The 15,123-nt window shown below is 65.2% G+C and carries 14 protein-coding genes; all 14 read left to right on the top strand.

All coding sequences use genetic code 11. The features are described from left to right. The first annotated feature begins 13 nt into the window (after window positions 1–13). Window positions 14–694 carry an SDR family oxidoreductase gene (locus ACO550_RS02580; RefSeq protein ID WP_315593408.1) on the top strand — a complete coding sequence of 227 codons (681 nt, stop codon included), beginning with the start codon at window positions 14–16 and terminating at the stop codon, window positions 692–694. A 12-nt stretch (window positions 695–706) separates the two neighbouring features. Continuing rightward, window positions 707–1,837 carry an acyl-CoA dehydrogenase family protein gene (locus ACO550_RS02575; protein WP_315593407.1) on the top strand — a complete coding sequence of 377 codons (1,131 nt, stop codon included), beginning with the start codon at window positions 707–709 and terminating at the stop codon, window positions 1,835–1,837. Between the two features lie 57 nt (window positions 1,838–1,894). Continuing rightward, entirely contained in the window at window positions 1,895–2,554 is a 660-nt protein-coding gene (locus ACO550_RS02570) for a DsbA family protein (RefSeq protein ID WP_315593406.1), read from the top strand. Continuing rightward, window positions 2,551–3,234: an HAD family phosphatase gene (locus ACO550_RS02565; RefSeq protein ID WP_315593405.1), complete on the top strand. Its 684-nt coding sequence runs from the start codon at window positions 2,551–2,553 to the stop codon at window positions 3,232–3,234. The genes ACO550_RS02570 and ACO550_RS02565 overlap by 4 nt, the downstream gene beginning before the upstream one ends. Continuing rightward, complete coding sequence (locus ACO550_RS02560) at window positions 3,231–3,656, top strand: YchJ family metal-binding protein (protein WP_315593404.1); 426 nt, start codon at window positions 3,231–3,233, stop codon at window positions 3,654–3,656. Before ACO550_RS02565 ends, ACO550_RS02560 begins: the two co-directional genes overlap by 4 nt. 64 nt (window positions 3,657–3,720) lie before the next feature. Beyond that, entirely contained in the window at window positions 3,721–5,328 is a 1,608-nt protein-coding gene (locus tag ACO550_RS02555; RefSeq protein ID WP_315593403.1) for a carboxyl transferase domain-containing protein, read from the top strand. A 29-nt stretch (window positions 5,329–5,357) separates the two neighbouring features. Then, a complete protein-coding gene (locus ACO550_RS02550) occupies window positions 5,358–6,260 on the top strand; it encodes a dienelactone hydrolase family protein (protein ID WP_315593402.1) in 903 nt (300 codons plus the stop codon). Window positions 6,261–6,284: 24 nt separating this feature from the next. Continuing rightward, complete coding sequence (locus ACO550_RS02545) at window positions 6,285–7,073, top strand: enoyl-CoA hydratase-related protein (protein WP_315593401.1); 789 nt, start codon at window positions 6,285–6,287, stop codon at window positions 7,071–7,073. Between the two features lie 315 nt (window positions 7,074–7,388). Continuing rightward, a complete protein-coding gene (bioA, locus tag ACO550_RS02540) occupies window positions 7,389–8,804 on the top strand; it encodes an adenosylmethionine--8-amino-7-oxononanoate transaminase (protein WP_485994079.1) in 1,416 nt (471 codons plus the stop codon). After that, complete coding sequence (gene bioF, locus ACO550_RS02535; RefSeq protein WP_315593399.1) at window positions 8,794–10,014, top strand: 8-amino-7-oxononanoate synthase; 1,221 nt, start codon at window positions 8,794–8,796, stop codon at window positions 10,012–10,014. The genes bioA and bioF overlap by 11 nt, the downstream gene beginning before the upstream one ends. Next, complete coding sequence (gene bioD / locus ACO550_RS02530; protein WP_315593398.1) at window positions 10,011–10,763, top strand: dethiobiotin synthase; 753 nt, start codon at window positions 10,011–10,013, stop codon at window positions 10,761–10,763. The genes bioF and bioD overlap by 4 nt, the downstream gene beginning before the upstream one ends. A gap of 38 nt (window positions 10,764–10,801) precedes the next feature. After that, window positions 10,802–11,848: a biotin synthase BioB gene (bioB, locus tag ACO550_RS02525; protein ID WP_315593397.1), complete on the top strand. Its 1,047-nt coding sequence runs from the start codon at window positions 10,802–10,804 to the stop codon at window positions 11,846–11,848. 61 nt (window positions 11,849–11,909) lie between these two features. Beyond that, window positions 11,910–13,943, top strand: a complete 2,034-nt coding sequence (locus ACO550_RS02520) for an acetyl-CoA carboxylase biotin carboxylase subunit (protein ID WP_315593396.1) — start codon at window positions 11,910–11,912, stop codon at window positions 13,941–13,943. A gap of 201 nt (window positions 13,944–14,144) precedes the next feature. Further along, window positions 14,145–15,086, top strand: a complete 942-nt coding sequence (locus tag ACO550_RS02515) for an NAD(P)-dependent oxidoreductase (protein ID WP_315593395.1) — start codon at window positions 14,145–14,147, stop codon at window positions 15,084–15,086. Window positions 15,087–15,123: the final 37 nt, after the last annotated feature.

Raw genomic sequence — 15,123 nt, 5'->3', positions numbered from 1 at the left:
AAGGAACCTTGCCATGCCAACAGCTCTCGTCCTCGGTGCCTCGCGCGGCCTTGGCCTCGAATTCGTCCGGCAGTATCGCGCCGATGGCTGGCGCGTGATTGCCGCCGCGCGTAGCGACGAAGGCGTGGCCGCGCTCAAGGCGCTCGGTGCCGAAGCGCACCAGGTCGACCTGACCGATGCCGGCGCGGTAGCGGGGCTGGGCTGGAAGCTCGATGGCGAGACCTTCGACGTGGCAATCTACAACGCAGGCGTGATCGGTCCGCGCTCAGAAGGCGCGCAGCCGATCACGCAGCAGGATTTCGACGCCGTGATGCATACCAACGTGCTGGGACCGATGATGGCGTTACCGCTGGTGCTGCCATTCGTCGAAGCCGGCAATCACGGCCGGGGCGGTGTGCTGGCCGTGCTGTCGTCGCGCATGGGCAGCATCGGCACGATGGACAGCAACCGTAGCTGGATGTATCGCGTGAGCAAGGCTGCGGCCAACGCTGCACTCAAGGCGGTTTCGCTCGACGCGCATCATGCGATCTGCGTGGCACTGCATCCGGGCTGGGTGCAGACCGATATGGGCGGCCCGAAGGCCGATCTCACGCCGCAGCAGAGCGTGACCGGCATGCGCCGCACCCTGGCTGGCCTGACACGCAACGACAACGGCAGCTTCCACAACTACGATGGCACGCCCATCCCCTGGTAAAGACCTGACGCCATGCTGCTGACCCCCGAGCAGGAAATGATCCGCGACGCCGTGCGCCAGTTTGCGCAAGACGTCATCGCGCCGCAGGCGGCGCAATGGGATCGCGACAAGACGTTTCCCAAGGATGTGCACAAGGAACTGGCGCGCCTCGGCGCGTACGGCGTGGCGGTGCCCGAGGAACTGGGTGGCGCGGGGCTCGACTATCTGTCGCTGGCGCTGATTCTTGAGGAAATCGCGGCCGGCGATGGCGGAACGTCGACCGTCATCAGCGTCAACAACTGCCCGGTATGCAGCATGCTGATGGCGTTCGCCAACGAAGCGCAGCAGCAGAAATGGCTGGTGCCGCTGGCGCGCGGCGAGATGCTTGGCGCGTTCTGCCTGACCGAGCCGCATGTGGGTTCCGATGCCTCGGCGCTGCGCACCACGGCTACGCGCGATGGCGACCACTACGTGCTCAACGGCGTGAAGCAGTTCATCACCAGTGGCAAGCATGCCGATGTGGCGATCGTGATGGCGGTCACCGACAAGGCGGCCGGCAAGCGCGGTATCAGCGCATTCCTGGTGCCGACCTCGACCCCGGGTTATATCGTCGCACGCCTGGAGGACAAGCTTGGCCAGCATTCGTCGGACACCGCGCAGATCGTGTTCGAGGATTGCCGCATTCCGGCCGACTGCCTGCTGGGCGAAGAGGGTGCCGGCTACAAGATGGCGCTGTCGGGGCTGGAAGGCGGCCGTATCGGCATCGCGTCGCAGAGCATCGGCATGGCACGTGCCGCGTTCGATGCCGCGCTGGCTTATGCCAAGGAACGCGAGAGCTTTGGCCAGCCGCTGTTCCAGCACCAGGCCGTGCAGTTCCGGCTGGCCGACATGGCGACGCGGATCGACGTGGCACGCCAGATGGTCTGGCACGCGGCAGCGCTCAAGGATGCCGGCCGGCCATGCCTGAAGGAAGCGGCAATGGCCAAGCTGTTCGCCAGCGAGATGGCCGAGCAGGTATGCTCGGATGCCATCCAGGTGTTCGGTGGCTATGGTTATGTGAACGATTTCCCGGTCGAACGGATCTATCGTGATGTGCGCGTGTGCCAGATCTACGAAGGCACCAGCGATATCCAGAAGATCCTGATCGCCCGCGCACTTGGATAGATTTCCAGACGTCCTTTCCGCAACCGTTGTCCCGCATCCGAACCGGAGCTTTCTGCGATGACCGCCCCCATCGACTTCTACTTCGATTTCTCCTCGCCCTACGGATACTTCGCCAGTACGCGCATCGACGATATCGCCCAGAAGTACGGGCGTGGCGTGATGTGGCATCCGATCCTGCTCGGCGTGGTCTTCAAGACCACGGGCTCGTCGCCGCTGCCGTCGATTCCGCTCAAGGGGGAATACTGCTGGCGCGATTTCGAACGTACCGCAGAGTTCCACGACATCGAGTACAAGCGCCCGACGCATTTTCCGCTGCCTACGCAGCATGCCGCGCGCGCGGTGCTCTGGTTGCAGAACCACCGCGGTGCCGATGTGGCCACGGCATTCGCCAAGGCCGTGTATCGCGCGCTGTTCGTCGATGACATCAATATCGCCGAGCCGGCTGAACTGGCCAAGCTGGCCGAGGCGCTCGGCATCGATCCGATCGCGATGAACGAAGGGGCCACGAGCTACCAGATCAAGGACCAGCTCAAGGCCGAGATCGACGTGGCGATGGCCAAGGGTGTATTCGGCTCACCGTTCGTCATCATCGATGGCGAACCGTTCTGGGGCTTCGACCGCTTCGCGCAGGTCGAGGCTCACCTGAAGGGCCGGCGGCAGACTGAACTGCGCGCCGTCGGCGGCAATGACATCAACAAGGAAAAGAAACCCGCATGACCGCAGCAAACCAGGCCGCACGTTTCGATTGCGTGATTTTCGACTGCGATGGGGTACTCGTCGACAGCGAGCCGATCGTCCATCGCGTGCTGAACCGCGTGCTCAACGAGCTTGGCATCGACATCTCGCTCGAGGAATCGCAGAAATGGTTCCTCGGCCGCGCGGTGCGCGACGAGCTTGGCAATATCGAGGCGCGTCTCGGCAAGCCGTTGCCGCGCAACTTCCTGTCCGAATGGTTCGTACGGCGCGATGCCGCGCTGATCGAGGAACTGGAAGCGGTGCCGCATATCCGCGAGGCGATCGAGGCAATCAAGGCGCGTGGCCTGCCAGTTTGCGTGGCTTCCGGTGCGGACCGCATCAAGGTCAAGCTGCAGCTCAAGCATACCGACCTGATCGACCTGTTCACCGACGACGATGCGCGTGAGCACATCTTTACGGCGACCGAGGTCGAGCACAGCAAGCCCGCGCCCGACGTCTACCTGCTGGCGGCGCGCACGATGGGCGTGGACCCGTCGCGCTGCGCGGTGGTCGAGGACAGCCCGACCGGCGCCACGGCCGGTGTAGCCGCGGGCATGACCGTGTTCGGCTATGCGGCGCGCAACGACACCGACGAGCTGCGTGCGGTTGGCGTACGCACGATCTTTACCGACATGCGTGAATTGCCGGAGCTGATCGCATGACGAAAAAGCGTTCATCCGGCTCGACCGCGCAAGCGTGTCCGTGCGGCAACGGGGCCTATGCCTCGTGCTGTGGCCGCTTTCACCGCGGCGAGGCCATGCCGGGCACCGCCGAAGCGCTGATGCGCTCGCGCTACAGCGCGTACGTGCTGGGAGATGAAGGCTGGCTGCGCCAGACATGGCATGTGTCGACCTGCCCGCAGGACCTGTCGGTCGACCGGGACACGCGCTGGCTGGGATTGACGGTGAAGTCGCACGCGCAGCAGGATGACACGCATGCCACGGTGGCCTTCGTGGCGCGCTACAAGGTGGGCGGCCGCGCACACCGGATGGAAGAACTGAGCCGCTTTGTATTCGAGCCGCGAGAGCCGGCCACTACGGCACGCTGGCTGTACGTCGACGGCGAGTTGAAGGAAGCGGAATGACGCAGGCAGGCGTCGCAGGTTAGCAAGGCAAGGCAGGCGCAACGAGGACACAACAGGAAGAGACATGCCCACGCTGGAAACCAAACTGAATGCTCGCTCGGAATCGTTCAAGGCCAATGCGGAGACGATGCAGGCGCTGGTGGACGACCTCAGGCAGAAGATCGCGAAACTGGCCGAAGGCGGCGGCGAGGAGGCGCGCAACAAGCACCTGTCGCGCGGCAAGCTGCTGCCGCGCGAGCGCGTGCAGCAACTGCTGGATCCGGGCACGCCTTTCCTGGAACTGTCGCAACTGGCCGCATACGACATGTATGACGATGCGGCCCCCGGCGCGGGCATCATCACCGGCATCGGCCGCGTGGCCGGGCAGGAGTGCGTGATCGTCTGCAACGACGCCACGGTCAAGGGCGGCACCTACTACCCGTTGACGGTCAAGAAGCATGTGCGCGCGCAGGAGATCGCCGAGCAGAACAATCTGCCATGCATTTACCTGGTCGATTCGGGTGGCGCGAACCTGCCGAACCAGGACGATGTGTTTCCCGATCGCGACCACTTCGGCCGCATCTTCTACAACCAGGCCAACCTGTCGGCACGCGGCATTCCGCAGATCGCCGTGGTGATGGGTTCGTGTACCGCCGGTGGTGCCTATGTGCCGGCGATGAGCGACGAGTCGATCATCGTCAAGAACCAGGGCACGATCTTCCTGGGTGGTCCGCCGCTGGTGAAGGCGGCGACCGGCGAGGAAGTCAGCGCCGAAGACCTGGGCGGCGCCGATGTGCATACGCGGCTGTCCGGCGTGGCCGACTACTTTGCGCAAAACGACCATCACGCGCTGTCGCTGGCCCGTAACATCGTCCAGCATTTGAACCGCCGCAAGCCGGACCAGATCCGCCTGCACGAACCTGCCGAGCCGCTGTATCCGGTGGAGGAACTGTATGGCGTGATTCCCACCGATACGCGCAAGCCGTACGACGTGCGCGAGGTGATCGCGCGCATTGTCGACGGTTCCGAGTTCGACGAATTCAAGGCGCGCTACGGCACCACGCTGGTGTGCGGCTTCGCGCGGATCTGGGGCTACCCGGTAGGCATCATTGCCAACAACGGCATCCTGTTCTCGGAGTCGGCGCTGAAGGGCGCGCACTTTATTGAGCTGTGCTGCCAGCGCAAGATTCCGCTGGTGTTCCTGCAGAACATCACCGGGTTCATGGTGGGCCGCAAGTACGAGAACGAAGGCATCGCGCGCAATGGCGCCAAGATGGTGACGGCGGTGGCGACGGCCCAGGTGCCGAAGTTCACGGTGATCATTGGCGGCTCGTTCGGCGCCGGCAACTACGGCATGTGCGGCCGGGCCTATTCGCCGCGTTTCCTGTGGATGTGGCCGAACGCGCGAATCTCGGTGATGGGTGGCGAGCAGGCGGCCAGCGTGCTGGCCACGGTGCGCCGCGACGGCATCGAGGGCAAGGGTGGCCAGTGGAGTGCCGACGAGGAAGAAGCATTCAAGTCGCCGATCCGCGACCAGTATGAACGCCAGGGCCATCCATACTATGCGAGTGCGCGGCTCTGGGACGATGGCGTCATCGACCCCGCGCAAACGCGTACCGTGCTGGGCCTTGGTTTGTCCGCCAGCCTCAATGCGCCGATCGGCGACATGAAGTTTGGCGTTTTCCGCATGTAGTTTTTTTTGTTGAAGGGTTGGTTGTTGTCATGTCGCGTGTTGTTTCCACCGTCTGCGGCGTTGTGGCCGCGCTGGCCTGCATAGCCTGGTGTGGCCCGGCGATCGCCCAGGCGACGCTGCCGGCGCAATCGGTCGAGCAGGTCGTGATGGTGCCCAAGGTTGGCGCGGCAGCTACCGTGGATCTTGAAACCACGATTTTCCGGCCGGCCGGCGACGGTCCGTTCCCGCTGGTGGTGATCAACCATGGCAAGTCACCGGGCAAGCCCGCATTCCAGGGGCGTGCACGCTTCGCGGCGCAGACCGCCGAATTCCTGCGGCGCGGTTATGCGGTGGCACTGCCGATGCGGCAGGGCTTCTCGAAATCGGGCGGCGTGTACGTGGGTGGCAGTTGCGATGTGCGCGGCAACGGCATGATGCAGGCCGAGGATGTGATCGCGGCGCTGGACTACCTGGTGCAGCAGCCTTACATCGACCCCACGCGCATCGTGGTGCTTGGCCAGTCGCATGGGGGGTTGTCGACGATGGCGCTGTCAACGATCGGTTATCCCGGCGTGGTCGGCGTGGTCAATTTCGCAGGAGGGCTGCGCAATGACAACTGCCTGGGCTGGGAGAACAACCTGATCGATGCCTTCGGGGACTATGGGCGCGGCGCGCGCTATCCGTCGCTGTGGATCTACGGTGACAACGACAGCTACTGGCCGTGGCCGTTGCCCGAGCGGATGTTCAACAACTACAAGGCCAATGCCAGCGGCGCCGCGACTGACGCGCGCTTCGTCGACATTGGCGAATTCGACGGCGACTCGCACCGGCTGTTCAGCAACCGCGCAGGCGTGGCGCTGTGGTTGCCTGAAGTCGGCGCGTTCTTCCGCAGTCTGGGGTTGCCGTTCGATGAAATTCCGGCCAGGACCAAAACCGCCGGCCAGGCATCCTGATAACGATCCGATCACGGAGGAGACATGCAATTCACCACGCTTACGGTTACGGCGGAACGCCATATCGCAACGGTCACGCTGAACCGGCCCGATGTGCGCAATGCCTTCAATGAAACCGTCATCGCGGAACTGACCGGAGCATTCCGGGCGCTTGGCGATACCCCGGACGTGCGCGCGATCGTGCTGACCGGCAACGGGCCGGCGTTCTGCGCCGGTGCCGACCTGAACTGGATGAAGAAGATGGCCGGTTACTCGGACGACGAGAACCGCGCCGACGCGCTGACACTGGCGCAGATGCTGCACACGATCTGGGTGTGCCCCAAGCCGGTCATCGCGCGCGTGCAAGGCGACACCTATGCCGGTGGCGTGGGTCTGGTGGCCGCATGCGATATCGCGGTGGCATCGGCATCGGCCAACTTCTGCCTGTCCGAAGCGAAGCTGGGCCTGCTGCCGGCCACGATCAGTCCCTATGTGATTCGCGCGATGGGAGAGCAGGCCGCGCGCCGGTACTTCATTACGGCCGAACGCTTCGACGCGGCGGAAGCCCTGCGCCTGGGTTTCGTGCATGCGGTGGTGCCGCCGCAGGGGCTGGACGAGAAGGTGGCCGAGATCGCGGCCACGTTGGTCGGCAACAGCCCGAACGCCGTGCGCGAGAGCAAGCGGCTGGTGCAGGAAGTGGCCGGGCGTGACATCGACAACGACTTGCTGGCCGATACCGCCAACCGGATCGCGGCAATCCGCGCCTCCGACGAAGGGCGCGAAGGCGTGCGCTCGTTCCTGGAAAAGCGCCCGCCATCATGGAAAGTGCAGTAACGATTGTTTCGCTCCCCACGGTTCGCTCCCCGCTCCCGCATGCGGGAGAGGGGCCGGGGGAGAGGGCCAGCGCATCCAATGCGACGAGTTTTTTTATTAACGAGTTAGCGGAAGTAACCATCGCCAAAGTGCCACGTGCAGCACCATAACCCCTAACTTCGCGCAAATTCGCGCAACCCGCAGTCAAAGCATCAGTCCGGCCTGATTTGCCAAGATAACAAGGACCTTCCTAACATGAGCCTCCCCAATCCGTCCGCAGTACCAGCGCGCCTCGGCCCTGGCATGGACGGGCATGGCAATCAAAGGAGGGTCCCCTTGACACATCCTGTCCCCAATCCGGCAGGCGATGACACGACGCTTGCGGCGCGCAGCCAGCGCGCCGTCTGGCATCCGTGCACGCGCCTGCGCCCAGATGCGAGTGCCAACGAGCCCCCGCTGGCCATTGCCAGCGGCGCAGGGCCGTGGCTGATCGACACCGACGGCAAGCGCTATTTCGATGCCATCAGTTCCTGGTGGGTCAACCTGTTTGGCCACGCCAACCCCGCCATCAATGCCGCGCTCACCGCACAGCTGGGCACGCTCGAACACGTGATGCTGGCGGGTTGCACGCATGCTCCGGCCGTCGAACTGGCCGAGCGGCTGTCCGCGCTGACCGGCGGCGCGCTGGGCCATGCGTTCTACGCGTCCGACGGTGCGTCGGCGGTCGAGATCGCGCTCAAGATGAGCTTCCACTACTGGCGCAACACGGGCCTGTCGGCCAAGCGCGAGTTCGTGTGCCTGCGTCATGGCTATCACGGCGAAACGGTCGGCGCGCTGGCCGTGACCGACGTGGAAATCTTCCGCGATGCCTACGACCCACTGACGCGCCGCGCCCATGTGGTGATGTCGCCCGATGCGCGTCAGGCACGCCGTGGCGAGACCGCTGCCGACGTGGCGGCGCGCGCGCTGCTGGATCTCGAAGCACTGCTGCGCGATCGCGCCGGGCAGATTGCCGCGTTGATCGTCGAGCCGCTGGTGCAGGGCGCGGCCGGCATGGCGATGTACGATCCGTCGTACCTTGAAGGCGCGCGCGCACTGTGCGATCGCTATCGTGTGCACCTGATTGCCGACGAGATCGCCGTCGGTTGCGGCCGCACCGGTACGTTTTTCGCATGGGAGCAGGCACGCGACGGCGAACCCGTGCCTGCGCATGCATGGCCCGACTTCCTGTGCCTGTCCAAGGGCATTACCGGCGGCTACCTGCCGCTGTCGCTGGTGTTGTCGCGTCCGGAAATCCAGCGCGCCTTCGTCGCCGACGATATCGCCCGCAGCTTCCTGCATTCGCATTCGTACACGGGCAACCCGCTGGCGTGCCGCGCGGCACTGGCCACGCTGGACCTGTTTGCGGCCGACGACGTGCTGGTCCGCAACCGCGAGCGTGCGCAATGGCTGGCCGATGCGATGGCAGGCATTGCCACCGATCCACGTGTGGGCAACGTGCGCCAGCGCGGCATGATCTGGGCCGCCGACATCGACCCGCAAGCCGCCGGCCCCGACTTTGCCGCGCGCTTCCACCTTGCAGCACGCGAACATGGCGTGCTGGTTCGGCCCATCGGCAATACGCTGTACGTGATGCCGCCCTACGTTTTCGACGCCGCGCTGGCCAACTGGCTCGGCGAGCAATTGCTGGTCACGCTGCAGGCAGTACTGGCACCCGCCCAACCGACGCAGGAGGCACGCCATGCTGCTTGAACACCTGAACCGCGCCGCCGTCGCACGCGAAGCGCAAGCCCTGACCCGCCGCCGCCGCATTGCCCATTCCGCCTGTGCGCCGCACCAGTCGGTCGGCGCCATCGACAGTACCCCAACGCCGCTGCTGACCTTCTGCAGCAATGACTACCTGGGTCTGGCCGATCACAAGTCGATCGCCCATGCATTGGCCGACGGAGCGCATCGCTATGGCGCGGGCAGTGGCGCCTCGCACCTCGTCAGCGGCCATTCGCTGGCCCATGCCCAGCTCGAGCATGAACTCGCGCGGTGGCTGGCACCGTATATCCCGCAAGCCGGCGCACTGTACTTCTGCACTGGCTATATGGCGAACCTGGCCGTGCTGACTTCGCTTGGCACCGCGGATGCAACGCTGTTCTGCGAAACGCTCAATCATGCGTCGCTGATCGACGGCGCGCGGTTGGCCAAGGCCGATGTGCAACGTTATCCGCATGGCGACACCGCCGCGCTTGACGCGCTGCTGCAGGCCAGCAATCGCGAGCTGAAGCTGATCGTCACCGACAGCGTGTTCAGCATGGACGGCGATATCGCACCGCTGGCAGAACTGCTGGCACTGGCCGAGCGCCACGATGCCTGGATCATCGTCGATGATGCGCATGGCTTTGGCGTGCTTGGCCAGAACGGCCACGGCGTGCTGGAGCACCTGGGGCTGAGGTCGGAGCGGCTGGTCTATATCGGCACGCTGGGCAAGGCCGCCGGTGTGGCGGGCGCCTTCGTGGCCGCGCATGAAACGATCATCGAGCATCTGGTGAATACCGCGCGTCCGTACATCTACACCACGGCGGCACCGCCGGCCGTGGCGCATGCTCTGCTGACAAGCCTGGAGATCATTGCCGGTGAAGAGGGGCGCGTCCGCCGCGCCCACCTGTCCGACCTGATCGCGCAATTGCGTGAAGGGCTCGGCGCACTGGCCGCGCAGGCGGGCTGGACGCTGGGCGCGAGCGATACCGCGATCCAGCCGCTGATCATTGGCGACAACGCTGCTGCGCTGGCGCTGTCCGCGGCGCTGGAAGCCGATGGCATCCGTGTGGGCGCGATCCGGCCGCCTACGGTGCCGGCAGGCACCGCGCGGCTGCGCATCACGCTGTCTGCATCGCATACCGCGCAGGACGTGGCGTGCCTGCTCGACGCCATTGCCCGCGCCATGCCGCAACTGCAGCGGGAGGCCGCATGATCGAGAACAAGCCCGATCGCTTCGCGTGCTTCGTCACCGGAACGGACACTGGCGTGGGCAAGACCCACGCCACGGCCACGCTGTTGCATGCGCTGCATGACGCCGGCTACAGCACACTCGGCATGAAGCCGGTGGCTGCTGGCGGGGAATGGCTCGACGACCGCTGGCAGAACGACGATGTCGACCAGTTGCGTGCCGCAGGCTCGGTGATCGTGCCGCAAGAAGAGATGTGCCCGTTCTTCTTCCGCACGCCGGCGTCGCCGCATCTGGCGGCCGCGCTGGAAGGCGAGCGCATTACGCGTGGGCCGATCCGTGAGGCATTCGACGCGCTGTGCCGCAAGGCCGACGCCGTGGTGGTAGAGGGGGTGGGCGGCTTTGTGGTGCCGCTCGACGTGGGCGCCGTGCGCTGGAATACCGCCGACCTGGCCGTGATGCTGGACCTGCCCGTGATCATGGTGGTGGGCGTGCGCCTCGGCTGCCTGAGCCACGCGATGCTGACCGCTGAAGCGGTGCGCGCGCGCGGCCTGAAGCTGGCCGGCTGGATTGCCAACCGGATCGATCCGGACATGCTGCTGCCCACCGAGAACATTGTCACGCTGCAGGATGCGCTCGACGCGCCGATGCTGGGCGAACTGCCCTGGCAGGTTGCGCCGGCCGTGGCCGCCCAGTACCTGGATCTCGCACCGCTGCTGGCCAGCATGCCGCCCGTTGCGTCCCACACCATCGCCGCTGCGCCACGTCACGCCTGACCCGCGCCCGCTGAAGAAACCGAATACGTAATACGAACATGACTCAAACCGCCAACACCAACACCAATACCGTCGCCAACATCTCCGTGGATGCGCTGCGCCAGTCCGCGCGCAATATCGCCGCTGCCGCTCCCAAGGAAACCGATGCATGGCGCGTGGACGACGTGGCCGCACTGTACGCGCTGCCGTTCAACGACCTGCTGTTCCGTGCGCAGCAGGTACATCGCGAGAATTTCGATGCCAACACCGTGCAACTGTCGACACTGCTGTCGATCAAGACCGGTGGCTGTGAAGAGGACTGCGGCTACTGCCCGCAAAGCGCGCATCACGACGCCGATGTGAAGGCCGAAAAGCTGATGGACCTCGACAGCGTGCTGGACGCCGCACGCAACGCCAAGGCCAACGGTGCCACGCGCTTCTGCATGGGCGCCGCCTGGCGCAGCCCCAAGGACCGTCACCTGGAACCGGTGATCGACATGGTGCGCGAGGTCAAGGCCATGGGCCTGGAAACCTGCGTGACGCTGGGCATGCTCAAGGCCGAACAGGCGCAGCGCCTGAAGGACGCGGGCCTGGACTACTACAACCACAACCTCGATACCTCGCCCGAGTTCTACGGCAAGATCATCACCACGCGCACATACCAGGACCGCCTGGACACCATCGGCCATGTGCGTGACGCAGGGATCAATGTCTGTTGCGGCGGCATCGTAGGCATGGGCGAAGCGCGCGAGGCGCGTGCCGGCCTGATTGCGCAACTGGCCAACATGGACCCGTACCCCGAGTCGGTACCCATCAACAACCTGGTGCAGGTAGAGGGCACGCCGCTGGCGGGCACCGAAGCGCTGGACCCGTTCGAGTTCGTTCGCACGATTGCCGTGGCACGCATCACGATGCCGCGCGCGATGGTGCGCTTGTCCGCTGGCCGCGAGGCCATGGACGAAGCATTGCAGGCGCTGTGCTTCATGGCCGGTGCCAATTCCATTTTCTATGGCGAAAAGCTGCTGACGACCGGTAACCCGCAAGCGGAGCGCGACCGCGCACTGCTGGCACGTCTCGATATCCGCGCGGAAGGTTTCGCGGGATAACGGACAGGAACCGCCGGTCTGACGTAGCTGGCCGCCTTCCGTATTAAAACGAGGAGGAGCCATGTTCAACAAGATCCTGATCGCCAACCGTGGCGAGATTGCCTGCCGTGTGGCGGCCACGTGCCGCCGCCTCGGCATTCGCACGGTGGCGGTCTATTCGGACGCCGATGCCGATGCACGCCACGTTGCGTTCTGCGACGAGGCCGTGCATATCGGCGGCCCGGCCGCGCGCGACAGTTATCTGCGCGCGGACCACATCATCGAGATGGCGAAGGAGACCGGCGCCCAGGCCATCCACCCCGGCTACGGCTTCCTGTCCGAGAACGAGGATTTTGCGAAGGCGTGCGCCGAGGCCGGCCTTGTCTTTATTGGCCCGCCCGCTTCCGCGATCCATGCGATGGGCAGCAAGAGCGCGGCCAAGCAACTGATGGAGAAGGCCGCGGTGCCGCTGGTGCCCGGCTATCACGGCGAAGACCAGGATGCCGCGCTGCTGCGTCGCGAGGCCGATCGCATCGGCTACCCGGTGCTGCTCAAGGCCAGTGCTGGCGGTGGCGGCAAGGGCATGCGCGTGGTGGAAGCCGGCGACGGCTTCGAGGCCGCGCTGGCGTCGGTCAAGCGCGAGGCGTCGGCCAGCTTCGGCGACGACAAGGTGCTGGTCGAGAAGTACCTGACGCGCCCCCGCCATATCGAAATCCAGGTGTTTGCCGATACGCGCGGCAACTGCGTCTACCTGTTCGAGCGCGACTGCTCGGTGCAGCGCCGCCATCAGAAGGTGCTGGAGGAGGCGCCGGCGCCGGGCATGACCGCGGAACGCCGCCGCGCGATGGGCGAGGCAGCGGTGGCTGCCGCGCGCGCGGTGGGCTATGTGGGTGCCGGCACCGTGGAGTTCATTGCCAACCAGGACGGGTCGTTCTACTTCATGGAGATGAACACGCGCCTGCAGGTGGAACACCCGGTCACTGAAATGATCACGGGCCAGGACCTGGTGGAATGGCAATTGCGCGTGGCGGCGGGCGAACCGTTGCCGCTGACGCAGGAACAACTGCGTATCGACGGCCACGCGCTCGAAGCGCGTATCTACGCCGAAAACCCCGACAAGCAGTTCCTGCCGTCCACTGGCACGCTGCGTTTCCTGCGTACGCCGCCGGCGGTGCAGTTCATGCGCGGCGGCGATGCTCATGGCCCGGCGGGCGTGCGTATCGATGCGGGCGTGCGCGAAGGCGACACCATCAGCCCCTTCTACGATCCGATGATCGCCAAGCTGATCGTCTGGGGCCGTGATCGTGATGAGGCACTGCTGCGCATGGGCCAGGCACTGGCCAACTATCACGTGGTCGGCCTGTCGACCAATGTCGCGTTCCTGCAGCGGCTCGTGAAGTCCGATGCATTCCGTACCGCCGATCTCGATACGGGCCTGATCGAACGCAACCAGGTGACGCTGTTCCCGCCGCAGAAGTCGGTGGGGATCGAGGCCATTGCGCTGGCCGTGGCCGCATTGCTGGAACGCGAGATTCGCGAGCGCCGCATCGATGAAGCCGATTGCCATTCGCCATGGACGCATGCCGGCGGCTGGCGACTCAACGGCCGTGACCGTCGTACGTTGTACTTCCACGGCGCCGGTCATCGGCTCGAGGTGGTGCTCAAGGACGATACGCGTCGCAGCACCCTGATCTATGCGGATCAGGCCGCGCCATTTGCTTATACCTTCAAGGCCGACGATATCCGCGTGGACCTCGGCACGCGGCGTACGCACGGACAGGTGCATCTGGAGGGCGATACCTTCCATGTGTTCCACGCCGGGCGCCATACGGTGCTGGAGTGGCTCGATCCGCTGTCGCACGCGGACGAGACCGAAGGCGAGGGCGGCAAGCTGACAGCGCCAATGCCTGGCAAGGTAATCGCCGTGATGGTGGAGCCGGGCAGCAAGGTGACGCGTGGTACGCCACTGCTGGTCATGGAAGCCATGAAGATGGAGCACACGATTGCCGCCCCCGCCGACGGCGTGGTCAGCGAGGTGCTTTTCGGCGTGGGCGAACAGGTATCGGAAGGCGCGCAGTTGCTGGCGTTCGCGGTGGAGGCGGAGGCGACTGTTTGATCGGCGGTTTAGGCTCCCCTCTCCCGCATGGCGGGAGAGGGGCGGGGGAGAGGGCCAGCGGTTCAATTCGGGACATGTCGCAATTTGAACCTCACGCCCTCTCCCCCAACCCCTCTCCCGCACGCGGGAGAGGGGAGTCGGACGTGATGTACTTGATGTGCCAAAATGCCTCCATCACCCCCGAAGAACATTGGAGTCGAGATGAAGTTGCAGTTGTACGTGCCGGATGGCCGCTATGCGCCGTGGATCGAGGGCTTTGCCGAGGTAATGCCGGAAGCGCAGTGCCTGACGTGGGAAGAGAGCCAGGGCCAGAGCGTGGACTACGCCGTGGTGTGGCGCCCGCCGCTTGAAATGCTGCGCGGCCGCACCGACCTGAAGGCGGTCTTCAATCTTGGCGCTGGTGTCGACGGCATCCTGCGGCTGCGTGACAGCGATCCCGATGCCTTGCCAGCCGGCGTGCCGATCGTGCGTCTCGATGACGCGGGCATGGCTGCCCAGATGAGCGAGTACGTGATGGCTGCGGTGCTGCGCTACTTCCGCAAGCTCGACGCGTATGACGTGCAGGAAAAGGCCGGTACGTGGAAATTCCTGAAGCCGCATCGCCGCGCCGATTTCACGATTGGCGTGATGGGTATCGGTGCACTGGGTTCGCAAATTGCGCGATCGCTGGCCAGCTTCGGTTTCCCGGTGCGTGGCTGGAGCCGCTCGGCCAAGACGGTCGAAGGCGTGCAGTCGTTCCATGGCGACGACGGCCAGGTGCAGTTCCTCGATGGCCTGCGGGTGCTCGTCAATGTACTGCCGCTGACCACCGAGACCGAGGATATCGTCGACACCAGCCTGCTCTACAAGCTGGCCAAGGGCGCATATGTGATCAACGTGGCGCGCGGCCAGCACGTGGTCGAGGAAGACCTGCTTGCTGCCGTGCAGGACGGCCAGATTGCCGGTGCGACGCTCGATGTTTTCCGCACCGAACCGCTGCCCGCGGAACACCCGTTCTGGCAGGAGCCGCGCATCACGATCACGCCGCATATTTCGGCCCTGACGCTGCGCGAGGACAGCATCGCGCAGATCGCCGGCAAGATTCGCCTGCTGGTGGAAGGCAAGCCGATTGCCGGTGTGGTTGACCTGCAGCGCGGCTACTGATCCGCGGGGCGGCCGGGCGTCGGACAAAAAAACAGGA

This window comes from Cupriavidus sp. (genome assembly GCF_057315035.1).
The sequence above is the reverse complement of the archived record's forward strand: the minus strand, read 5'-3'. Positions and strand labels throughout refer to the sequence as shown.